Origin of the sequence: Kurthia sibirica (assembly GCF_003143975.1) — a bacterium.
GTDB lineage: Bacteria > Bacillota > Bacilli > Bacillales_A > Planococcaceae > Kurthia > Kurthia sibirica.
The window spans coordinates 53,683-75,515 of the sequence record NZ_QFVR01000011.1; the positions used below are offsets into that span (position 1 = coordinate 53,683).

24 protein-coding genes are annotated in these 21,833 nt (G+C 37.8%); 19 read left to right on the forward strand and 5 right to left on the reverse strand.

The features are described 5' to 3' along the window. Window positions 1–17: 17 nt before the first annotated feature. The 14 genes from atpE to fabZ all read left to right on the forward strand — a co-directional run bounded on the left by atpE (window position 18) and on the right by fabZ (window position 11,834). Window positions 18–233, forward strand: a complete 216-nt coding sequence (gene atpE, locus DEX24_RS09605; RefSeq protein WP_109306215.1) for a F0F1 ATP synthase subunit C — start codon at window positions 18–20, stop codon at window positions 231–233. Between the two features lie 163 nt (window positions 234–396). Further along, the gene (atpF, locus tag DEX24_RS09610; RefSeq protein WP_109306216.1) at window positions 397–921 is read left to right on the forward strand and encodes a F0F1 ATP synthase subunit B; all 525 of its coding nucleotides are present in this window, start codon (window positions 397–399) and stop codon (window positions 919–921) included. Continuing rightward, window positions 918–1,454 carry a F0F1 ATP synthase subunit delta gene (locus DEX24_RS09615; RefSeq protein WP_109306217.1) on the forward strand — a complete coding sequence of 179 codons (537 nt, stop codon included), beginning with the start codon at window positions 918–920 and terminating at the stop codon, window positions 1,452–1,454. The genes atpF and DEX24_RS09615 overlap by 4 nt, the downstream gene beginning before the upstream one ends. A gap of 33 nt (window positions 1,455–1,487) precedes the next feature. Continuing rightward, complete coding sequence (gene atpA, locus DEX24_RS09620) at window positions 1,488–3,008, forward strand: F0F1 ATP synthase subunit alpha (RefSeq protein ID WP_109306218.1); 1,521 nt, start codon at window positions 1,488–1,490, stop codon at window positions 3,006–3,008. Between the two features lie 51 nt (window positions 3,009–3,059). Further along, window positions 3,060–3,917, forward strand: a complete 858-nt coding sequence (gene atpG, locus DEX24_RS09625; protein ID WP_109306219.1) for an ATP synthase F1 subunit gamma — start codon at window positions 3,060–3,062, stop codon at window positions 3,915–3,917. Window positions 3,918–3,969: 52 nt separating this feature from the next. After that, complete coding sequence (gene atpD / locus DEX24_RS09630; RefSeq protein ID WP_109306220.1) at window positions 3,970–5,394, forward strand: F0F1 ATP synthase subunit beta; 1,425 nt, start codon at window positions 3,970–3,972, stop codon at window positions 5,392–5,394. Window positions 5,395–5,418: 24 nt separating this feature from the next. Continuing rightward, window positions 5,419–5,820 carry a F0F1 ATP synthase subunit epsilon gene (locus tag DEX24_RS09635; protein ID WP_109306221.1) on the forward strand — a complete coding sequence of 134 codons (402 nt, stop codon included), beginning with the start codon at window positions 5,419–5,421 and terminating at the stop codon, window positions 5,818–5,820. Window positions 5,821–5,931: 111 nt separating this feature from the next. Then, on the forward strand, window positions 5,932–6,174 hold the full coding sequence (locus tag DEX24_RS09640; RefSeq protein ID WP_109306222.1) for a DUF1146 family protein: 243 nt from the start codon (window positions 5,932–5,934) through the stop codon (window positions 6,172–6,174). Between the two features lie 493 nt (window positions 6,175–6,667). Beyond that, window positions 6,668–7,966 carry a UDP-N-acetylglucosamine 1-carboxyvinyltransferase gene (gene murA / locus DEX24_RS09645; RefSeq protein ID WP_109306223.1) on the forward strand — a complete coding sequence of 433 codons (1,299 nt, stop codon included), beginning with the start codon at window positions 6,668–6,670 and terminating at the stop codon, window positions 7,964–7,966. 381 nt (window positions 7,967–8,347) lie between these two features. Continuing rightward, on the forward strand, window positions 8,348–9,340 hold the full coding sequence (gene mreB, locus DEX24_RS09650; RefSeq protein WP_109306224.1) for a rod shape-determining protein: 993 nt from the start codon (window positions 8,348–8,350) through the stop codon (window positions 9,338–9,340). Between the two features lie 50 nt (window positions 9,341–9,390). After that, window positions 9,391–10,230, forward strand: a complete 840-nt coding sequence (locus tag DEX24_RS09655; protein ID WP_109306225.1) for a flagellar hook-basal body protein — start codon at window positions 9,391–9,393, stop codon at window positions 10,228–10,230. Window positions 10,231–10,244: 14 nt separating this feature from the next. After that, window positions 10,245–11,069 (forward strand): flagellar hook-basal body protein, encoded by an 825-nt coding sequence (locus DEX24_RS09660; RefSeq protein ID WP_109306226.1) that lies wholly within the window; start codon window positions 10,245–10,247, stop codon window positions 11,067–11,069. A gap of 24 nt (window positions 11,070–11,093) precedes the next feature. Further along, window positions 11,094–11,381 carry a DNA-directed RNA polymerase subunit beta gene (locus DEX24_RS09665; protein WP_246131364.1) on the forward strand — a complete coding sequence of 96 codons (288 nt, stop codon included), beginning with the start codon at window positions 11,094–11,096 and terminating at the stop codon, window positions 11,379–11,381. 18 nt (window positions 11,382–11,399) lie between these two features. Next, window positions 11,400–11,834, forward strand: coding sequence for a 3-hydroxyacyl-ACP dehydratase FabZ (fabZ, locus tag DEX24_RS09670; protein ID WP_109306227.1), 435 nt, complete (start codon window positions 11,400–11,402; stop codon window positions 11,832–11,834). A gap of 211 nt (window positions 11,835–12,045) precedes the next feature. Here the strand turns inward: fabZ and DEX24_RS17010 are convergent, their stop codons facing one another. Together DEX24_RS17010 and DEX24_RS09675 are read right to left on the reverse strand one after the other, a co-directional pair. Continuing rightward, window positions 12,046–12,351 (reverse strand): hypothetical protein, encoded by a 306-nt coding sequence (locus tag DEX24_RS17010; protein WP_146192979.1) that lies wholly within the window; start codon window positions 12,349–12,351, stop codon window positions 12,046–12,048. Between the two features lie 111 nt (window positions 12,352–12,462). Beyond that, a complete protein-coding gene (locus tag DEX24_RS09675) occupies window positions 12,463–12,870 on the reverse strand; it encodes a YwpF-like family protein (protein ID WP_249033885.1) in 408 nt (135 codons plus the stop codon). Between the two features lie 262 nt (window positions 12,871–13,132). On the opposite strand from DEX24_RS09675, the gene DEX24_RS09680 reads away from it, so the two are divergent. Beyond that, complete coding sequence (locus DEX24_RS09680) at window positions 13,133–13,528, forward strand: single-stranded DNA-binding protein (RefSeq protein ID WP_109306228.1); 396 nt, start codon at window positions 13,133–13,135, stop codon at window positions 13,526–13,528. Between the two features lie 357 nt (window positions 13,529–13,885). Here the strand turns inward: DEX24_RS09680 and DEX24_RS09685 are convergent, their stop codons facing one another. Continuing rightward, a complete protein-coding gene (locus tag DEX24_RS09685; RefSeq protein WP_109306229.1) occupies window positions 13,886–16,648 on the reverse strand; it encodes a DEAD/DEAH box helicase in 2,763 nt (920 codons plus the stop codon). Next, entirely contained in the window at window positions 16,645–18,219 is a 1,575-nt protein-coding gene (locus DEX24_RS09690; RefSeq protein WP_109306230.1) for a hypothetical protein, read from the reverse strand. Before DEX24_RS09690 ends, DEX24_RS09685 begins: the two co-directional genes overlap by 4 nt. Window positions 18,220–18,451: 232 nt before the next feature. Between DEX24_RS09690 and DEX24_RS09695 the strand changes: the two genes are divergently transcribed. Continuing rightward, window positions 18,452–18,895, forward strand: a complete 444-nt coding sequence (locus DEX24_RS09695; RefSeq protein WP_109306231.1) for a transcriptional regulator — start codon at window positions 18,452–18,454, stop codon at window positions 18,893–18,895. Between the two features lie 151 nt (window positions 18,896–19,046). Here the strand turns inward: DEX24_RS09695 and DEX24_RS17695 are convergent, their stop codons facing one another. Then, window positions 19,047–19,175, reverse strand: a complete 129-nt coding sequence (locus DEX24_RS17695; protein WP_281288164.1) for a hypothetical protein — start codon at window positions 19,173–19,175, stop codon at window positions 19,047–19,049. 311 nt (window positions 19,176–19,486) lie between these two features. Between DEX24_RS17695 and DEX24_RS09700 the strand changes: the two genes are divergently transcribed. From DEX24_RS09700 to DEX24_RS09710, 3 genes are all read left to right on the forward strand, one after another. Next, window positions 19,487–20,305 (forward strand): basic amino acid ABC transporter substrate-binding protein, encoded by an 819-nt coding sequence (locus DEX24_RS09700; RefSeq protein ID WP_109306232.1) that lies wholly within the window; start codon window positions 19,487–19,489, stop codon window positions 20,303–20,305. A 92-nt stretch (window positions 20,306–20,397) separates the two neighbouring features. Then, window positions 20,398–21,063, forward strand: a complete 666-nt coding sequence (locus tag DEX24_RS09705; protein ID WP_109306233.1) for an amino acid ABC transporter permease — start codon at window positions 20,398–20,400, stop codon at window positions 21,061–21,063. 15 nt (window positions 21,064–21,078) lie between these two features. Continuing rightward, window positions 21,079–21,807 (forward strand): amino acid ABC transporter ATP-binding protein, encoded by a 729-nt coding sequence (locus tag DEX24_RS09710; RefSeq protein ID WP_109306234.1) that lies wholly within the window; start codon window positions 21,079–21,081, stop codon window positions 21,805–21,807. The last annotated feature ends 26 nt before the right edge of the window (window positions 21,808–21,833 follow it).

The window sequence follows — 21,833 nt, forward strand, 5'->3', positions numbered from 1 at the left end:
AAGGAGGAAAATTTACAATGGGTTTAATCGCAGCAGCAATCGCAGTTGGTCTAGGAGCACTAGGCGCAGGTATTGGTAACGGTCTTATCGTAGGTAGAACAGTAGAAGGTATCGCTCGTCAACCAGAATTACGTGGAGTATTACAAACAACAATGTTCATCGGTGTCGCTTTAGTAGAAGCATTACCAATCATCGCAGTAGTTATCGCTTTCATCGTAATGAACAAAAACTAATAGTGTCTTAATTGTTTTAACGGCGGAGACTTATTGAATGAGAAACTTCGCCTTCCTTTATGTTAGGCGACTAACGTAAATTCCTTTAGACTACAAATCTTAACTAAGATTCAATTATACAAATCAATATTGACTCTAAGCTCTTGAAGGGAGTGAAACAATCGTGTTTTTTGAATATTTAACACTAGGTTCAGCCGGCGCAAAAGGTTTGAACTATGGTGATATTATCGCAACTTTAGTAGTATTCATCGTACTTATGCTTCTTCTTAAGAAGTTCGCATGGGGTCCGTTAATGGGTATTATGCAAGAACGTGAAGAACTAGTAGCAAGCGAAATCGACACAGCTGAAAAGAATCGTGTTGAAGCAGGTAAACTATTAGAAGAACAACGTAGCCTTCTTAAAGAAGCTCGTACTGAAGCACAAGCGATTGTTGAGAACGCTAAGAAACAAGCAGATCTTCAAAAAGAAGATATCGTTTCATCAGCGAAAGCTGAAGCTGTTCGTTTACAAGAATCTGCTAAACGCGACATCGAGACTGAAAAAGAAAAAGCTATCGCAGCTGTGCGTGAAGAAGTGGTTTCACTTTCTGTATTGGCAGCAACAAAAGTTCTTAACAAAGAAGTATCAGCAGAAGATAATCGTGCTCTTATTGAAGAAACGATTGCGAAGGCAGGGGAAACTCGATGAGTCAATCCATTGCAGCAAACCGCTATGCTAAAGCTTTATACGACTTGGCAAAGGATAAAAACGTCGTTGCAGAAACAGTAGCAGACCTACGTGAAGCAAAGATTGTTTTTACACAATCTAAAGATTTATTCAATCTTTTAGAAAATCCTAAGTTCTCACAAAGCAAAAAAGAGGAGCTTATTGCGACTATTTTTGCCTCAGAACAGCCAATCATTATTAATGCGTTCAAAGTTCTTTTGAATAAAAAACGCATTCATGAAGTTGTAAGTGTAATTGATTCATTTATCCGTATTGCGAATGATGAATTAGGCGTTGAAGATGCAATTGTATACTCAACGGAAGCACTTACTGACGAAGAAATCCAAAGAATTTCTACTACTTTTGCTTCAAAAGTAAACAAGAATTCTTTAAATATTACGAACGAAATTGATGCATCATTAATTGGTGGCATTAAAGTTATTATCGGAAACCTAATTTTTGATAACACAATCGTTAGCAAAGTGAACGATTTACGTCGTCAATTATTAGCTTAATTAAACACAAATTTATTTGAAGAGGTGACAAACGTGGGCATCAAAGCTGAAGAAATCAGTGTACTTATTAAACAGCAGATGGAAAATTTCCAATCTGAGATGCAAGTTAGCGAAGTCGGTACGATTATCACTGTTGGTGATGGTATCGCTCGTGCTCATGGCCTTGACAACGTTATGTCTGGAGAATTATTAGAATTCTCAACTGGTGTTCTTGGTATGGCGCAAAACTTAGAAGAAAACAATGTTGGTATTGTTATTCTAGGGCCAGCAGCCGGCATCAAAGAGGGCGATGAAGTTCGTCGTACAGGTCGTATTATGGAAGTTCCAGTTGGTGAAGAACTAATTGGCCGTGTTGTAAATACTTTAGGTTTACCAGTTGATGGCGAAGGCCCGATCAACACTACTAAAACTCGTCCTATCGAAAGCCCAGCTTTTGGTGTAATGGCTCGTAAATCAGTAGATCAACCTTTACAAACAGGTATTAAAGCAATCGATGCACTTGTGCCAATCGGTCGTGGACAACGTGAATTAATTATCGGTGACCGTCAAGTTGGTAAAACATCTATCGCTATCGATACTATTCTTAACCAAGCAGATCAAAACATGGTTTGTATTTATGTTGCTATTGGACAAAAAGAATCTACAGTACGTAACGTTGTAGAAACTCTTCGTGCTCATGACGCATTAAAATACACAATCGTTGTTACTGCAGCAGCATCTTCTCCATCACCAATGTTATACCTAGCTCCTTATGCAGGTGTATCAATGGCCGAAGAATTAATGCTACAAGGTAAAGATGTACTAATCGTATATGATGATCTTTCTAAGCAAGCAGCAGCTTACCGTGAACTGTCATTACTATTACGCCGTCCTCCAGGTCGCGAAGCTTACCCAGGTGACGTATTCTACCTACACAGTCGTTTATTAGAACGTGCAGCTCGTCTTAACGAAAACTACGGTGGTGGTTCAATCACTGCTTTACCATTCGTTGAAACACAAGCTGGTGATATCGGTGCTTACATCCCAACAAACGTAATTTCGATTACCGATGGACAAATTTTCTTACAAGCTAACTTATTTAACTCTGGTGTTCGTCCAGCGATCAACCCAGGTTTATCTGTATCACGTGTTGGTGGTTCTGCACAAATTAAAGCAATGAAAAAAGTTGCCGGTACGCTACGTCTTGACTTAGCATCATTCCGTGAACTTGAATCATTCTCTCAATTTGGTTCTGACCTTGACGCTGTTACTACAGCTAAACTTGAGCGCGGTAAACGTACAGTTGAAGTTCTTAAACAAGATCTTAACAAACCAGTTAAAGTTGAAAAACAAGTTACAATTATCTACGCGCTTACTAAAGGTTTCTTAGATGACGTTCCGGTACAAGATATCGTTCGTTTTGAAAAAGAATTAAACCTATGGTTAGATGCTAATGATGCAAACCACAAAAACGTTTTAGCTACAATTCGCGATACTAAAGGTCTTCCAGCTGATGAAGATATGAAAGCAACTCTTGAAGGATTCAAGAAAACTTTCGCAGTAACTGAAGCTTAATTTTTAGTATTCGATTGAACATAAAATAAACGGTAAGGTGGTGAAATACCAGTGGCAACATTACGCGAGGTAAAACAACGTATTAACTCTACAAAATCTACAAGTAAAATTACATCAGCTATGCATTTAGTATCATCTTCTAAGATGGCACGTGCAGAGCAAAATGCTAAAAAATATGTTCCATATATGACGAAGATCCAAGACGTAGTAGCTGCTATTGCTCAAGGAACTCCAGCGGGTTCACACCCGATGTTAGTTGAGCGTCCAGTCAAAAAGTCTGCTTACTTAGTAATGACTTCTGATCGTGGTTTAGCAGGTGCATACAATACGAATGTTATTCGTAAGGCTCTTGAAGGTATGGAAAAACGCGGCCAAACAAAAGATGACGTAGTGATCTTTGCAGTAGGACGCGTTGTAGCTGACTTCTTCAAGAAGACAGGCTATACAGTTGTAGATTCGGAGATTGGTCTTCCAGATCAACCTGCATTTTCAGATATTAAAGCGATTGCTCGTAAAGCTGTTGGTATGTTCACAGATGGCATATATGATGAAATATTCGTGTGCTATAGCCACTTCGTAAGTGCTATGTCTAGTGATTTAGTTGAGAAGAAACTACTTCCAATCACTGATATCGCTCCTGCTACTAACTCTGCATCGTATGAATTCGAGCCTTCAGGCGAAGAAATCTTACAAGTATTGTTACCACAATACGCAGAAAGCTTAGTATACGGTGCGTTACTAGATGCCAAAGCTAGTGAACATGCTGCTCGTATGACAGCAATGAAAAGCGCTACAGATAACGCTAAAGATTTAATTAGCGATTTAACAGTATTGTATAACCGTGCGCGTCAAGCGGCGATTACACAAGAAATTACAGAAATCGTTGGTGGAGCAGCAGCCCTAGAATAGGGATGCTTGCTTCATTACGTCTGTAAAGTTTTGATAGGAGGGGACAAAGTATATGCAAACAGGACACGTTCTTCAAGTAATGGGTGCTGTTGTCGATGTTCAATTCGACAATTCAACATTACCTGACATTTATAACGCTTTAACTGTAGAAATTAAAAAGCCTAACCAAGAACCAGTAGTTCTTACACTTGAAGTTGCACTTCATTTAGGCGATAATGCTGTCCGCACAATTGCTATGTCATCAACAGATGGCTTACAACGTGGCGCAGCTGTAACTGACAAAGGTACTTCAATTACAGTACCAGTTGGTGAAATCACTCTTGGTCGTGTATTCAACGTTCTTGGAGAGCCAATCGATTTAGAAGTAGGTAAGCCAGAAATTGCTGCTACTGAACGTCGTGACTCAATCCACCGTGAAGCACCTTTATTCGAGGACCTTTCAACTTCAATTGAAGTTCTTGAAACAGGTATCAAAGTAGTAGATTTATTAGCACCTTATATTAAAGGTGGTAAAGTTGGATTATTCGGTGGTGCTGGTGTAGGTAAAACTGTACTAATCCAAGAATTAATCAACAACATCGCAAAAGGCCACGGCGGTATCTCTGTATTCGCTGGTGTTGGTGAACGTACTCGTGAAGGTAATGACCTTTACTACGAAATGACTGACGCAGGCGTTATTACAAAAACAGCTATGGTCTTCGGACAAATGAATGAGCCACCAGGTGCACGTATGCGTGTAGCACTTTCTGGTCTTACAATGGCTGAATATTTCCGTGATGAAATGGGACAAGATGTATTACTATTCGTAGATAACATCTTCCGCTTCACTCAAGCAGGTTCTGAGGTATCAGCATTATTAGGTCGTATGCCTTCTGCTGTTGGTTACCAACCAACTCTTGCAACTGAAATGGGTCGTTTACAAGAACGTATCACTTCAACTAAAAAAGGTTCTGTTACTTCTATTCAAGCGGTATACGTACCAGCCGATGATTATACTGACCCGGCTCCGGCTACAACTTTCGCCCACTTAGATTCAACAACTAACCTTGAGCGTAAATTATCTGAGATGGGTATTTACCCAGCTGTAGATCCTTTAGCTTCAACTTCTCGTGCATTAGCGCCTGAAATCGTAGGTCAAGAACATTACGACATCGCTCGTAAAGTACAATCTACATTACAACGCTACAACGAGTTACAAGATATCATCGCTATTCTAGGTATGGATGAATTAAATGACGATGACAAGCAAACTGTTGCGCGTGCTCGTCGTATCCAATTCTTCTTATCACAAAACTTCCACGTTGCTGAACAGTTCACTGGTCAAAAAGGTTCTTACGTACACGTGAAAGATACAATCATTGGTTTCAAAGAAATCCTTGAAGGTAAATATGATAAATTCCCAGAATCAGCATTCCACCTAGTGGGAAGCATCGATGACGTTATTGAAAAAGCGAAGAGCCTAGGCGTAACGCTTTAATAATAGGGACGAGGAGGAAAAAATATGAAGACAACTGTAGTCAACATTGTCACTCCCGACGGCCCAGTATATGATTCAGAAGTTTCTATGGTTAGCGTTCGTACTACTGCGGGTGAAATGGGTATTTTACCTGGACATATTCCAACAGTAGCACCGTTAAACATCGGAGTTGTACGTCTGAAAAAAGATAAGACAACTGAATTCGTAGCAATTTCAGGCGGTTTCGTTGAAATCCGTCCTGATAAAGTTACAATTTTATGTCCTTCTGCAGAACTTGCTGATTCAATTGATCTTGATCGTGCGAAAGAAGCGCTTCAACGTGCCGAACAACGCCTTTCAGGTTCTGAGAATACAGATGTTCAACGCGCTAAGCTATCGCTTAACCGCGCAATGAATCGTATCAACGTTAAAGAGGGTAACATCTAATTACAAAATTAAGCGAGTAGCTATTAGCTACTCGCTTTTTTTAATAGCATTTTTTGCTATTTATTGAGATAATAAGATTATATGCATTTTTTAAATAAGGAGGGTATGACAATGGATTCTATTTCGACGATGGTGGGTACAAATGCAGTGTTAAGTTTAGTTTCTCATATCTTTTTTGTCGGTGTATCTTTTTATGCATTACAAAGTTTACGCTATGAACAAATCTTTAAAAAGGGTAAAACATTTCATATTCAAATTATACTGATTTTTGTTAGTATTGCGTTAGGCACAGCAGTATCAAACTTCTTTTTACAATTTATTAACTGGTCGCAACAATTGCAATATTTATTTTAGAGCTACTTTATTCTATATGAAAAGATAATAATATAGTAATTTGGTAAATAATATATGACCTAAATAAGACATATGAAAACGTATGAATGTATATTTACCATAAAATGAATTGTAATATTGCTTAATTTAGGTCATAATAAGGTTGTTATTTTTCCATATCGAATAAGATATTTCCTGGGCAATAATTTAAATTTTCTATAATTGCAAGAAGTTTTATGTCATTACTTCATGGGTATTATTTTTACTGTATACGTATTGCGTTAAATTGGGGAATTGAGGCTGTGCTCAGGTGTCCTTTCAGCGGCTATAGTAACAATAATAAGATTTGGAAAATAGTTTATTCGGTGCTTGTAAAAGTAATGAAAAAAGGTTAATATTGAACTTGTTTTGTTACTAAAAAATGACATCATACAATATAGAAATCTTATGGATTACTAAAAATAGATAAAAATGCTGAAATGATAACAATATGAGTTTGGAGGGACATATTAAAATGGATAAAATCATAGTCAAAGGCGGCAACGTTTTAAAAGGTAATGTTCGCGTTGAAGGTGCGAAAAATGCGGTATTACCAGTTTTAGCAGCCACTTTATTAGCGTCAGAAGGTAAGAATATTATAAAAAATGTTCCGAACCTGGCAGATGTATATACGATCGACGAAGTACTAAAAAGCTTGAATGTAGAGTTAACTTTCTCTCCCGAAGATAATATGGTTGAGATCGATGCAACAAAACAATTGTCTTCAGAGGCACAGTTTGAGTATGTACGTAAAATGCGTGCATCAATTTTAGTTATGGGTCCACTATTAGCACGCAATGGTTATGCTCGCGTAGCAATGCCAGGTGGTTGTGCAATTGGATCTCGTCCAATCGATCAACATCTTAAAGGTTTTGAATTAATGGGTGCTGAAATTTCAAATGGCCATGGCTATGTTGAAGCAAGAACAGAAGGACGTCTAAAAGGCGCAAAAATTTATTTGGACTTCCCAAGTGTAGGTGCAACTGAAAATATTTTAACAGCAGCAGCACTGGCAGAAGGTACAACTGTCATTGAAAACGCAGCAAAAGAACCAGAAATTGTTGATCTTGCAAACTTTATCAACGAAATGGGCGGACGTGTAGTTGGCGCTGGTACGGATAAAATTCGTATAGAAGGCGTTGAAAAATTACATGGCACAACACATTATATTATTGCCGATCGTATTGAGGCTGGTACATTTATGGTAGCAGCAGCAATTACAGGTGGAGATGTGCTTGTAGAAAATGCTGAAGCTGAACATATGACAGCATTGATTGCTAAAATGATCGAAATGGGTGTTGAAATTACAGAAGAGGGCGAAGGTTTACGCGTTCGTGCTACGCATCCATTAAAAGCAGTGGACATTAAAACAATCCCACACCCAGGCTTCCCAACGGATATGCAATCTCAAATGATGGCATTAATGTTAGTTGCTAAAGGTACTGGTGTCATCACTGAGACTGTATTCGAAAATCGCTTTATGCATGTTGAAGAATTCCGTCGCATGAATGCTAATGCTAAAATTGATGGTCGCTCTGTCATTATTGATGGTCCATCAGAAATTCAAGGTGCAGAAGTAGCAGCAACTGATTTACGTGCAGCAGCAGCATTAATCCTTGCTGGCTTAGTAGCTGATGGCATCACGCGCGTTTCTGAACTGAAACATTTAGATCGTGGTTATGTAAACTTCCACAAAAAACTTGCTTCATTAGGCGCAGATATCGAACGTGTTTCTACTGAGGACGTAGTTGTCGAAGAATTTCAAGTAAACTAATTAAAAAACGCTTATGAACTTATCTCATTCGCTTATACAAAAGGCAGTAAAGGTTGATTTTCAACCTTTACTGCCTTTTTTTATATCAATAATTGATAGGCTATGCCGATTATAGTAAAGACATAGGAAAAGAAACAATACCTGATGGAAATGCTTTGTTCCTCCGGATAACAGAATAAATAGCCGGAATTCATTCATAAATAGCATTTAAATCAGTTTGTAATAGTGAATCGACCTTATTTCAATCAATTGATTAAAAGCGCTCACAGCGGCAAATAACTGCTTTTAAGCGACTATCTTTAAAATATAGCGTGCATCAAAAAATGTAAACGGAAAAAATTCTGTTTTCGAGTAAATCTATTAGGTAGGAAGGGGAAAAATATGTTTGTAAAAGATATTGGCATTGATCTCGGTACATCGAATATTTTAGTTTATTTAGAGGGGAGTGGAATCGTCATAAATGAACCATCCATAATCGCAATTGACACCAAGACGAGAGCAGTTATTGCCGTCGGTGAAGCTGCAAAATTAATGGAAGGGAGAACTCCTAGTAATATCTCAACATATCGTCCGCTAAAGTCAGGAGCGATTACTGATTTAGATATGATGGAAAAACTCATTAGTGCCCTACTTGCAAAAGTACCCATGATAAAAAAACGTAAAATTAAACGCGTATTAATTTGTTGCCCAACGAATAATACCAATATAGAATTTAAGACAATTCAAGATATCGGAGCAAAACTAGCACGGAACGATGTCATCGTAGAGCGTGAATCAAAGGTAGCGGCAATCGGAGCAGGACTTGATATTAGTCAGTCTGCTGGCAATATGATGATCGATATCGGTGGAGGAACAACAGATATTGCCATTTTGTCGCTTGGTGATATTGTTTCATCGGTTTCCTTGAAAATTGGCGGTACAGATTTTGATAATGATGTACTGAATTACATCAAAAAGAAGCGGAATTTAATCATTGGACAACAAACAGCTGAACGAGTGAAAATTGAAGTAGGAACGGTTTATTTAGGGATAAAAAATGATACAATAAAAATTACAGGTAGAGATATCGTCAGTGGATTACCACGTAGCACAGAAATCACATCACAAGACGTCTATATGGCTTGTAAAGAGAAGGTTGGCTACATACTTCAAGCGATTAAAAGTGTCCTGGAGATAACGCCTCCTGAGCTGTCAGCAGACCTCATCGAACACGGTATCATCCTAACCGGTGGTGGCGCTTATATGCCAGGTCTTCGTGAATTGCTCACCGAAGAATTACAACTGCCCATACATAGAGCAGAATTCCCGTTGGAATGTGTCATTAAGGGTACGGAATTACTATTAAATAATGCATATATCATTTCAAATAAATAACTTTTAGCCGAAAATAATAGTAGTGATTGAAAAATGAGAGGATGAAATGCATGTTTAGAGGTTTTTACACAGCATCAAGCGGCATGATCGCGCAACAAAGACGTACAGAAATGCTATCAAATAATATTTCCAATGCCAATACACCCGGTTTTAAAGCTGATCAATCCACCGTTCGATCTTTTCCAGATATGCTGATGTCAGCCGTTCAAAAAAAAGGAAATGCATCTTTAGAAAATGGCTTCAATCCAAGTAGTATACAGACTATTGGTGGCCTAAATACAGGTGTTTATCTTCAAGAAACATTACCTAATTTTATGCAAGGTTCTATCGTTGAAACATCAAATAACACAGATTTGGCTTTATTAAATGGTGATCTTCCAACGAATGCAGAAACGGGCGAACAAGCGTCAGTCTTTTTCACAGTTCAAGCAGAAGATGGTGGCCAAGCATATACGCGTAACGGTAACTTTACATTGGACGGCGAAGGTTTTTTGACGACGCCTAATGGCAACTATGTTTTAGATGACGAAAATGCTAGAATTCAATTACAAAATGATGATTTTAAAGTAACTAAAAATGGGGATATCATCGTTGAGAATCAAAGAGTGGCACGCATCGGTATCGCCTATTCTGAGACACCATATGAACTAGCGAAAAAAAATAATGGCTTGTTTTTCACACCAAATAATACGAATCTACCAAACGCTTATACTGTTCCGAATATTTCATTCAGCACAGAACAGGGCTATACGGAAGGATCCAATGTAGATTCAGCTCAAACAATGACAGATATGATGACAGCGTATAGAGCTTTTGAAGCCAACCAAAAAGTATTGCAAGCTTATGATCGTAGCATGGAAAAAGCAGTTAATGAAATCGGCAGAGTATAAGGAGGCGTTACATAATGTTACGAACAATGTTATCGGCAACGAATACGATGTCGCAGCTACAAAATAAATTAGATACAATCAGCAATAATATTGCCAACAGCAACACGACAGGTTTTCAGGCACGTAATGCCACGTTTGGCGAATTACTATATCAACAATTCGACAACGATGTGAAAGACAAAGCACCACGTCAATCACCAGCTGGTATCCGTATCGGTGTAGGGGCACAAATCGCTCAAACCCAATTAAATACCAAGGTTGGTAGCATGCAACAAACAAAACGTGCTCTTGATTTTGCGCTAACGAAAGAAAATCAGTATTTTGCAGTGAATAATGAGGGGCAGCTACTATTGACGCGTCAAGGCAACTTCTATTTATCACCAACGACAGGCAATAATACGGAACTGGTAAATGCAGAAGGGTATAAAGTATCAGATGTTAATGGAAATGATATTACATTCAATAAAGCAGTGTCTTCGATTACGACAACCCAAGAGGGCATCATGAATGTTACCTATGCAGATAATACGACAGCACAGCGCCAATTAGCAGTTGTACAGGTTGATAAACCACAACTACTAAAAAATGATAACGGCCAATATTTACGTTATGCTGATGATATCGCTCAAGGTTTTCCAAACGAAAATGATATTGCCCATATTATGACAAATAATGAACGTACAAATATTGCAGTTGAAAGTGGCGTATTGGAGTCTTCTAATGTAGACTTATCTAAGGAAATGTCTGAATTGATAAATGCGCAACGTTCGTATCAGTTTAATGCTCGTACGATTACGATGGCAGATCAAATGCTCGGACTAATTAATAGCGTACGCTAATAACATATTAAAGGAGACCAATCGATGACAGAAAGACGACAAGCTAAAAACAAAAAGGCAACGGTAACGAGACAAGAACATAAGGAGCAGAAAGAGGTTATACAGGAACTCTCTGCAGCTTCGATGAGTAAATCATCGATTAAAATGGTATTGTTACGTCTAGTGGCTATAATCTTGCTAGTTCTTGTCGCGATGATTGTTGGCTCGATGATTGGCTACGGTGTAATTGGAGATGGCGATGCAATGGATGTATTGAAGCCAGCTACATGGACACATGTTTTTGATATGATGGACGGCACGCAAGATAAGTAATAAGGGGGATATAAATAGATGTTAACTGCAGATCAAATTCAACAAATTTTACCGCATCGCTACCCATTTCTATTAGTGGATCGTATCACGGAGTTAGAGGTCGGTAAACGCGCAAAAGGCTTTAAAAATGTAACGATTAACGAGGAATTTTTCCAGGGACATTTCCCAGGATATCCAGTAATGCCAGGAGTTCTAATAATCGAAGCAATGGCCCAAGTTGGCGGAATCGCACTACTTAGCTCAGATGATTACAAAGGACGTATCGTTTTCCTAACAGGAATCGACAATGCCCGCTTCAAACGCCAAGTAATCCCTGGTGACGTCTTAACGATGGAAGTAGAATTCCTTAAAATTCGTGGAGGCATGGGCAAAGGTCACGGTAAAGTAACCGTTGGAGACGAGCTCGTATGTGAAGCAGATATTTTATTCGCAATCGGACCCAAAGCAGAATAATACCCAAGCTGTTCCGTTCACCAACGGAACAGCTTTTTTTGTCCTTTTTGTCCACCCCACAACAACCAAAGAGTACACCTCCTCCCCCCATTAAGACGCATTAGTGAGCCAAGCGGTAAGTAAATCAGGTTAACCGGTAAGTAAAAGAGGCCAAGCGGTAAGTAACACCTGTATAAGTTAAAGTTATTACTTTTAAATCAAACCATCGCCATCATTCGCGCCAACAAATCACATGATAACGAAGGATGTCGCCGCGATCAAGGGAGTAATTCAAGCTAGCTGGGCCAACCGGTAAGTAAAAGAGGCCAACTGGTAAGTAAATCAGGTCAACTGGTAAGTAAAAGAGGTCAACCGGTAAGTAAATCAACCCAACCGGTAAGTAACACCTGTATAAGTTAAAATTATTACTTTTAAATAAAATAATTAGCATCACCAACGCCGAAAAAATCGCATGATAACGAAGGATATTGTCGCGATCAAGGGAGTAATCGAACTTCGATGAAGCAATCCCTATCATCGTCATCGCCGATCCTAAAAAATGCGTAGTACCAAAAGATACATAGAATAAATCTATATGAGCGAATTTATTTTAAACCATAAAAAAGAACGCTAGTGCTAGCGTTCTTTTTTATGGTTTGATACGTGGGCGAGTCATCATGTCGGAGCGGAATTGTTTTACTAAATCTTCACCGCTATAACCATCGACAACTAATTTTTCTAATAGTAGTTCAGCATACTGACGACGTTGTGTTTTCAATGTGCCTTTAAATAAAATGGAAACTTGACCGTTTAAAACTTTCATTTCTTTAACGACGACGCGAAAAGCAGCAGGCTCATTGTCTGGATATGAAATGATTGCGCGAACTTCGATTACCTCGTCAGTACCGATGAATGATTTGAAATCTTCAGCGTACTGTTCTTCAGCATACATTTCTAAAATCCATGTATGATGGCTATTTTCTTGATTAATAATTATGCCGTCAACGAGTGGGTAAGAGATAAAACGGTCATCTACAAAGCGTTCTAAAGTGAGCATTTTAAAAGTTTTCAGAAAGTCCACCTACCTTAAATGAAGTTGTTAAGATAAGTATAACATAAGGGTTATTTGTGTTTTTACAAAAAGTATTTCCATGAAATTTTTATTTCCTGTTTTTCTATAATGACTATGCTATTTGATAGGAAACAGTAGGTTTTGATAAAATGATAAGCTCATAAGGGTCCGTTTTTGGAAAAATAGGTTTTGCACAAAAAACAGAAAAAATATATGCTCATATCATCAAATAACAGGAGGTGATTGCATGAATAATGTGTCGCTAGTTGGTCGAGTGACAAAGGACCCTGAGTTGAAATATGTAGCAGGCGATAAAAAACTTACAAGCTTTACATTGGCTGTTAGTAGGAAATTCAAAAATCAATTAGGCGGCGTCGAAGCAGATTTTATCTATTGTACAATTTGGGGTAGTTTTGCGGAAAATATTGTGCGCTATTGTGGCAAAGGATCATTAATAGGAGTGAGCGGTCGCTTATATGCGAGGTCATACAATAACAGCGAGGGTAAAAGAGTCTATGTAACGGATGTCGTCGCAGAAGAGGTAAAGTTTTATTCTTTAAAAAGTCCACAACAGATTACAGCGCTTGAAAAGACTGATTTCGAGTTACCAGTATTATTAACAGAACAAGTGAAATTGGATTAATCACAGCAATCTTGAGGGGGAATGCTGTTGATCTAGAGGATGATTAGTTCATCCTCTATCCATAAAAAAGCATGTAAAGTACAAGGTTTTTTATGGATTAGCCCTCTTTTTAAACACAAAAAAGCCTTTGGACTAATGAGAAATAAACAGAGGTATTTGATTTTTTACTCATACGGCTACTTTATACTCGTTTTTCTATCCTATTAGAGAAGACAGGAGAAAGGATTATTGTGGTGTCGGTCCTCTTTTGCTACAGATAGTTTCAATGAACCCATAAAATTATTTTAAAAGAAGTAATAGGATAGATAATTTTATATAAAAAAACCTACCTCATAAAAAGAGGTAGGTTGTGTATAGTTAAAAGTTGAAGCTCAATAAATCGCGTATTTCTTCGTCCTTTAACTCTGTAATCCATTGACTAGATTGGATTAGGTCTTCGGAAAGCGATTGTTTTTCTGTTAGCAAAGTATCGATTTTTTCTTCTACAGTACCTGTCGTAATGAATTTATGCACGTGAACAAATTGCGTTTGACCGATGCGGTAGGCACGGTCAGTTGCTTGGTTTTCCACGGCAGGATTCCACCAACGATCGGCATGTAATACATGGTTAGCGGCAGTTAAGTTGAGGCCAGTACCCCCAGCTTTTAGTGACAGAATAAAAATGGGGAATTCCCCTTTTTGGAAGGATTCCACAAAATGATCACGCTGTTGTTTAGGCATACTACCAGTCAAGAATGGCACGTCTACATCATATAGTTCGGAGAAGCAATGCTGCAATAGATGACCCATACCGATATATTGAGTAAATATGAGACATTGTTCCCCATTTTCCACAATTTCAGCGCCCATTGAAACGATATTTTTGATTTTTTCAGAGCGTTTCACCATCGATGAAGCATCTTCAAATGGTTCTTTCAAATAGAGAGCTGGATGATTGCAAAGTTGTTTTAGTTTATTGAGCATTTTCAAAATAAGACCTTTGCGTTCAAAGCCGGTTAATGTTTCGAGTTTATGCATGGTTTCTTGGATAAAACTTTCATAAAGTACCGCTTGTTCTTCCGTTAATGCACAGTATTCTTTTTGTTCGAGTTTTTCAGGTAGATTCAATTGTAATGCCGGATCTTGTTTTGTACGGCGCAGTAAGAACGGTTGTATTTTCTTTCGTAAACGTTCTTTGACAACTTCCGAATCATCGCGCTCGATTGGTGCAATATACTCTTCTTGAAAACGGGAGAAACTCCCAAGGTAGCCACGATAAATAAAATCAAAAATTGCCCAAAGTTCCGACAGGCGATTTTCAACGGGTGTACCAGTTAAGGCGATATTATGCGAGCCTTGCAAGCGACGAATTGCCTTCGATTGCTTGGTATTCATATTTTTAATATTTTGAGCTTCGTCCAATGTAATATTCGCAAAATGAAGTAATTCTAAACTTTCAATATCTTGCGTAATTGTTCCATAGGTCGTCAAAATAATTTGTGTATTAGTATTTGTTATAAAATCTTCTAGTGCAGCGCCTTTTAAGCGTTTAGGACCATATAAAAGATGGGTCGTCAATGAAGGAGCAAAGCGTTCAATTTCTTTCTGCCAGTTTCCAAGTACCGAAGTTGGACAAATAATGATTGTTGGTTCGTTTGGTTCGCTATTTTCGTATACATGTAACAAATAAGAAATGAGCTGAATTGTTTTGCCGAGACCCATATCATCAGCTAGTACAGCCCCAAAGTTTTGCTCGCGCATAAAGGCTAACCATTCAAAGCCCTCTTGTTGATAAGGACGTAAATCGGCTTGTAATGATGGGGAAATAGGAACTTCAGGCAATCCTTTTTTATCGACAATTTTTTGAATATAGTCACGTAATGAAGATTGTAATTCCATTTGTAAAATGGGATCATCACGATCATCATCATCATCAACATCGAGCGGGAGTTCCAACTCAGCAGGCAATTCTTGGAATAGAATATCTTTGACTGTCCAGTCTTCATTTTCCGCTTTATCCATCAATTTTTGAATTTCATGCATCCATGCAGCATCTACACGTACCCACTCTGTCCCAGCACGGATAAATTCACGATTATCCGAAACCATTTGTTGAAAATCCTCTACGCTAACTTCTTGTCCATTAAGCGATAATTTCCAGTCAAATGTAAGGATTTCTTGAAGGCCGGCTGCAGATTTATAGTTGGAAGCAGTACTAGCACTTGCACGTACTTTCATACGTGACTCCTTCACTTCTTTTAACCAAGCAGGCAAGACAATTTCAAAACCTAAAGCTTGGAGTAACATGAAGTCGCTACGTAAAAATTGGCGTATATCGGCATCGGCAAGTTCGCGATATAATAACACAGTTTCATCAGCATTTTTCATGTAGTCATGGGCATCCAGTAGGTGAATCATTTGTTCTTGCAATGTTTGAATACCATCAGCATATTCTACCCACTTTGTTGGGAGTACATGCTCGATGCGTAATGGGCGTTTACGAAGAGGTGGTGCCCAGTAAGTTGCTTTTGTTGTACTGCGTAGTACAGTTTCTAAAATCCAATGATCAAAACCTTCTTCCGGCTCACGTAGACGTAAACCAACAATTACTTCGTCCGCCACATTTTTCTTCGTGATGGGCCAACCGCCGTTGCGGAAAAATGGTAGGAGTGAATGGATATCTTCAAAGCCTAATCCAGCTTCCTGCAGTTTTTCAGCGATAGCGAGCTTCAATAAATGTTCGACCTGTGAGGTGGTTTCAAAATTGAAAACAATGTCATCTGCGATGGAAATTTTAGACCAAAGATCCTTATCAAACCAGTGACGAGCTGCTATGCTTGCGGCATCAATCCAAGCAGATCCCTCTTCATCGCGTCCGTTAAACTTCACATAGGGATGAGCATATTGTTCAGAGAATATTTCAACAAATTCTAAGGGTGTTAAAAAAACTTTTTCGTCTTTAGCATTAATCGTCAAACCATAAAAACTTTGTTCGTGTGCGAAAAAGAGCTGTTGTGTCCATTCATCAAGACGCAGTGGGCGGCCAACCTGAACATCGAAACCAGTAAGCTCAATTAAACCTTTTGGATTTTGAGTAATCGTCAGACCAATATTTTTCGTGAAAGCAGTAGGTGTCTTCATAGCATCAGATTTCCTTTCTCAATTTCCTCTTGTAGCGCACGCATGCGTTTATAATTTTTACGAATTGTTAAAACATAATCATTCCAAAATTCATTTTTACCACTTTTTTTAGCAGCGGCTTTCATTTTTTTTAATAAGCGAACAGCAGATTTATAATGTTGACGTGATTTTTGGTTAATTTCTTCTAAAACAAGGGAATGATAGAGTGGTAGTAATACAGCTGGCTTGTCCTCAAAAACGGTCTTCAAGCCGCATAATTCTAAAAAGGCTAATGATGTCGGATACAGTTGATGTAACGCAGCCCATTTTGGATATTGCCCTGTCTTAATCAAGTATTCGGAATAGGGTTGTACACCATATTTACCATACGCAGAAAAGAGCATCTCTTCCTGCTCTTCTGATAGTTCAATCCCCTGACGCTCTAAATCAAAGCGTTTGACAAAGGACATACGGAACTGAGGTGCTAACCATTGTGTGATGAATTCCTCCAAGAGTGGTATGATACGATGAATAATTGTAGCACGTACAGTCTGTTGATTGTTTAAAGCAGCTGTTTTAGCTAAATCCATCCACGATAGAACATCTTTTGGTTGTAAATCAACTAAATAGTCATTGAGTTCATCCGTACGCTCAAGCATCACAAGGAAAATAGCTTTAATACTATCCAAAGATAAATCTTCAGAATAGTGTCTAGCCGTATTTAAACGCTCCAATTCATCTTCACGCTCTTTTTTTGTAGTGAAAACAAGATTCCACAATGCAACATATATTTCGAGACGTTGATCAACGTAACCATTTTGATTTAATAGGAAGAAATGAGCTAACTCGCGTAAAACTTTATAAAAAGGATCCAATGCGAATAAACGTGATTTTGGTTTATTTGCTGTAATTTCAACCTGTAATGTCTCAAGTTCATCCTCGATAAAATGGCGATAAAATGTTGTTGCTGCTTCTGATGAATTCGCCGAAAAATGTTTCCAAGTATGCGATAATAGGGCAAAATGAGTAAAGAGAACATAAAAATGTTGCCATTCACGTTCCAAAGGCATTTGCGCATGAATTTGCTCCATCATATCGGAATAGATACTATCGAGTAAATATGGATTTAAATTTTGCTGTTGATAAAGATTGCGTTTATAGACGTCCTGTACGAAACGTAACCATGCTTCCGGCGTTCGTTCCTGTTTCAATAATGACAGTTGAGCCGTAGCACGTGTACGGAAAGATTCTAACCAAGAGGATAATGAATCAATATATTGATATAAGTAAAAAATAGCAGCCAGTTGATGGCGGCATGGGAATGTTGTGGAACATGAACAAATAAGTTCATCATCATGGAAAGATAAAGTGACTCTTGCTAAGCTAGCATCTTGTACAGATAGTGTGAAATGCCCGCTAGCTGAATGATAGTCTTGCGCTTTTACATAGTTATGGCGCACAAGGAAAGCTGCTCGACGAATAAGCTCATCCGTCTTCGAATCAGCAGCGTCTAAGCTCGAATAAAACTGAGCCATTTGGTGTCGAATATATTCTTCTTGATTTCGTGCAATCTCTGCAATATTAATGTTCATAAAATCATCCGCTCCCGAAAAAAATCGTTCCTTCTATTATATCGCTATTTCCTCAGATACGGAAATAGTTCGTCTAAAAATATTTTTTTATGTGAACAAATGGAGTTATATAGACGCTTTTATATAAATTGCGAGATATTGGGTGTTTGTTATTTTTAAGGTGTGGTAAACATAGTAGTAGATAGAAGATGTTAATAGTCAGTTAATTTATATCCTAAAAGGAGGGGTTATCATGTTGAAAATCCGCCGCATTGAGCCATTCTACACAAAAAGAGATGGTGATCGCCTGAAATTGGTCTTTGCATATCAATATTTCTCAATTCTTAAGGACGATGAACTTTTTCACTTTATTCCTGTTGAGGGTAAAGAAATCATTATAAATTTAAAGACGCTCCAAATTGAAAATCTTTCTGATGTTTTTGTTTTCCAAAAGAGCAGTCGTTTTATTCGCCTACCACTTTATCAATTATTGCTCGTATCGAATATACATGATCATTTACAAATTATTTTAAGCGATTTAGAGCTTGAAAAAGAAACAGAGAGTGCCTATAGTGCCGTAAATGAAGAAGTGAATCAATTATTTGCAGAACTCGAACTTGAAAATCGTGAGCGCATGATTGATTATGCATTGGAGCATCGCGACAAAAAAATGTTTGAATTACTTACTCAAACATAGGAGGGAGTTAATAACAAATGGCATTATTCCCATGAGCAGAAAATCGGATTTAACAACATCCAATCTTCTGCTTTTTTTTGTCGTTTTTTAGAAGTTAATAGCTATGTAAGAACAGGAGTAGACGTGGAAATACAACGTCCACTACCGCGCATTAGTTAGCGAGCCACCATTTCAATAAAAACGTTAGCAATGTGACGATTAATACGACAATACCAAAGTATAGAATCGCCTTGTCAAAAACAACGAGTTTACGTTGTTTATCATCCTTGCTATCAGGCATATTATCAGCTCCTGTTCGTGTATCTATATATTTCACTAACTTAAAACATCTTAAACTTTGCAATGATTGGGTTGTTTAACATAATATGTATGTAAGCGATTTTTATAGAAAGGGGTGCAATGAATAGAAAAAGATTCCTTATACATGGATATGCATATAAAGGTACTTTTTTATACAAATTAAGGTATATGTTGACTTTATAATGTATAAAAATAAGAAAAACCTTATTTTTATGTAGACAATTGCATAAAAATAAATTATAATCAACTTACAATAGAGGGTAAGAGAATAAGTAAAAAGGGGTTTTTGTTATGAAAAAATGGTTAGCGGTTATCTTGATGTTAACGATGGTTGTGTTAACAGCATGTGGCTCGGGAGATAAAGGTTCGAGTAAAGATACTTCCACAGTTGAACAAGTAAAAGAAAAGAAAAAATTAGTCATCGGTACAAATGCAGGTTATTATCCATTTGAAATGATCGATAAAAAAGGTGAAATGGTCGGTTATGATATGGACGTTGCTAAAGCATTCGCAAAAACATTAGGTGCTGAAGTAGAAGTAAAACAATATGGCTTTGATTCACTAATAGCCGCTTTACAAGCAGGTAAAGTCGATGCAGTTTTTGCGGGTATGACAATTACACCAGAGCGTGAAAATGCAGTGGATTTCGGTGAATCGTATTACAAAACAGGACAATCAGTGATGGTAAAAGCAGATAGTGATGCCAAAACAATCGAAGATATCGATAAAAAAGGTGTTAAAATCGCAGTGCAAATTGGTACAACAGGTTCAATCGTAGCTAAAAAAGTAATCAAAAATGCTGAAGTAAAAGAATTTGATGATTTCCCAACAGCTGCAATCGCTTCACAACAAGGCCAAGTAGATGCAGTCATTTATGATGAACCAGCAATTAAAGTGTATGCCTTACAAAACGAAGGTAAAGTCAAAGCGCTAAAAGATTTACTTGCTACAGATAGCTTAGGTATCGCTATTAAAAAAGATGATAAAAAAATGCTAGATGCATTAAATAAATTCTTAAAAGAATATATTGGCTCTGATGAAGAAATAGCAACTAAGAAAAAATGGTTCGAAGATAGTGACTGGTTAAAAACAGTTAAAAAACCAGAATAATTATTGCTAATTAGCAGAGGAGAAGGGATAATTTTATCCTTTCTTTTTCGCTTTTATAAAACTAATAGTTACAGAGGTTTAGGAGGTTTATTATGAATTTTGATTTCAATTTTAACTGGCGTGTCATATGGGACAACTATGACATACTTCTCGAAGGTGCCTTACTGACTTTAGAAATATCGGCAATTTCCCTGTTGCTAAGTTTGCCAATCGGTCTCATCTTCGGTTTCGGAAGAATTTCCAAAAACAAAGTAATATTATTCTTATCAAGCGCCTACATAGAAATTATGCGTGGTGTACCACTTCTAGTCTTACTAATGTGGATTTATTTAGGTTTAGGTAGAATGTTTGATGTTGGCTCATTCTGGGGGTCAATTATCAGTTTAGCACTATTTGAAGGTGCATTTTTAGCTGAGATTTTCCGTGCGGGTGTTCAGGGTGTACCAAAAGGACAATTAGAAGCGGCACGTTCAGCTGGCATGTCGCAGTTCCAAGCAATGCGCTATATTATATTACCGCAAGCAATTCGTCGTATATTACCTCCAGTAGCATCACAATTTATTATCTTAATAAAAGATACTTCACTTGTGTCAACGATTGCTGGTGTAGATCTAACATTAAAAGCAAAAAATCTTGTTTCAAGTACGTTTTTACCGATGGAGATTTGGACTGCTGTGGCAACACTTTATTTCATCATAACGTTTAGCCTATCGCTGTTAATTAGATTTATGGAAAAACGTATGTTGAAAAATGAATAGAGGAGGACAATCACAATGATTTCAATTAACAATGTCAATAAAAGTTTTGGAGAGCATCATGTTCTTACAGATGTCACGCTCGAAGTACCAAAATCAAATGTTATTGCGTTGATTGGTCCTTCAGGTGCCGGCAAATCAACGTTAATACGTACAATTAATGCTCTCGAAACAATCGATAGCGGGCAAATTTCCGTCAACGGTGTTTCCATCCATGATAAGCAAACAAATATTAATATAGCACGAACGAATATTGGCTTTGTATTTCAAAATTTTAATCTTTACCCATTTTTGAACGCATTAGATAACGTGACGATTGCACCAATGAAAGTGAAGGGTCTATCAAAAGAACAAGCTGAAAAACGAGGGAAAGAATTATTAACATCTTTAGGTCTTGAAGATAAATTTGATGCTTTTCCCAATCGACTTTCTGGTGGGCAGCAACAGCGTGTGGCAATTGCCCGTGCATTGGCAATGGAGCCAGAAGTGATGTTGTTTGATGAACCAACATCTGCATTAGATCCTGAAATGGTAAAAGAAGTTTTAGATGCGATTCGTAAATTAGCACATGATGGCATGACGATGGTCGTTGTAACACATGAGATGGGTTTCGCAAAAGAAATTTGTGACAATATTGTCTTTATGGCTGATGGTAAAATTGTTGAAGTCGCGCCACCCGCACAATTTTTCTCGAACCCTCAATCCGAGCGTGCACAAGAATTCCTCAAAGCAATTCTCAATCATTAATAATCACCTAAAGCAGCCACAATAAT

Excerpts from the sequence above, each read along its gene's own strand:
- atpE (WP_109306215.1), top strand. The coding sequence starts at position 18 with ATGGGTTTAATCGCAGCAGCAATCGCAGTTGGTCTAGGAGCACTAGGC.
- DEX24_RS09615 (WP_109306217.1), top strand. The coding sequence starts at position 918 with ATGAGTCAATCCATTGCAGCAAACCGCTATGCTAAAGCTTTATACGAC.
- atpD (WP_109306220.1), top strand. The coding sequence starts at position 3,970 with ATGCAAACAGGACACGTTCTTCAAGTAATGGGTGCTGTTGTCGATGTT.
- DEX24_RS09635 (WP_109306221.1), top strand. The coding sequence starts at position 5,419 with ATGAAGACAACTGTAGTCAACATTGTCACTCCCGACGGCCCAGTATAT.
- DEX24_RS09640 (WP_109306222.1), top strand. The coding sequence starts at position 5,932 with ATGGATTCTATTTCGACGATGGTGGGTACAAATGCAGTGTTAAGTTTA.
- murA (WP_109306223.1), top strand. The coding sequence starts at position 6,668 with ATGGATAAAATCATAGTCAAAGGCGGCAACGTTTTAAAAGGTAATGTT.
- mreB (WP_109306224.1), top strand. The coding sequence starts at position 8,348 with ATGTTTGTAAAAGATATTGGCATTGATCTCGGTACATCGAATATTTTA.
- DEX24_RS09655 (WP_109306225.1), top strand. The coding sequence starts at position 9,391 with ATGTTTAGAGGTTTTTACACAGCATCAAGCGGCATGATCGCGCAACAA.
- DEX24_RS09660 (WP_109306226.1), top strand. The coding sequence starts at position 10,245 with ATGTTACGAACAATGTTATCGGCAACGAATACGATGTCGCAGCTACAA.
- DEX24_RS09665 (WP_246131364.1), top strand. The coding sequence starts at position 11,094 with ATGACAGAAAGACGACAAGCTAAAAACAAAAAGGCAACGGTAACGAGA.
- fabZ (WP_109306227.1), top strand. The coding sequence starts at position 11,400 with ATGTTAACTGCAGATCAAATTCAACAAATTTTACCGCATCGCTACCCA.
- DEX24_RS17010 (WP_146192979.1), bottom strand. The coding sequence starts at position 12,351 with ATGATAGGGATTGCTTCATCGAAGTTCGATTACTCCCTTGATCGCGAC.
- DEX24_RS09675 (WP_249033885.1), bottom strand. The coding sequence starts at position 12,870 with ATGCTCACTTTAGAACGCTTTGTAGATGACCGTTTTATCTCTTACCCA.
- DEX24_RS09680 (WP_109306228.1), top strand. The coding sequence starts at position 13,133 with ATGAATAATGTGTCGCTAGTTGGTCGAGTGACAAAGGACCCTGAGTTG.
- DEX24_RS09685 (WP_109306229.1), bottom strand. The coding sequence starts at position 16,648 with ATGAAGACACCTACTGCTTTCACGAAAAATATTGGTCTGACGATTACT.
- DEX24_RS09690 (WP_109306230.1), bottom strand. The coding sequence starts at position 18,219 with ATGAACATTAATATTGCAGAGATTGCACGAAATCAAGAAGAATATATT.
- DEX24_RS09695 (WP_109306231.1), top strand. The coding sequence starts at position 18,452 with ATGTTGAAAATCCGCCGCATTGAGCCATTCTACACAAAAAGAGATGGT.
- DEX24_RS17695 (WP_281288164.1), bottom strand. The coding sequence starts at position 19,175 with ATGCCTGATAGCAAGGATGATAAACAACGTAAACTCGTTGTTTTTGAC.
- DEX24_RS09700 (WP_109306232.1), top strand. The coding sequence starts at position 19,487 with ATGAAAAAATGGTTAGCGGTTATCTTGATGTTAACGATGGTTGTGTTA.
- DEX24_RS09705 (WP_109306233.1), top strand. The coding sequence starts at position 20,398 with ATGAATTTTGATTTCAATTTTAACTGGCGTGTCATATGGGACAACTAT.
- DEX24_RS09710 (WP_109306234.1), top strand. The coding sequence starts at position 21,079 with ATGATTTCAATTAACAATGTCAATAAAAGTTTTGGAGAGCATCATGTT.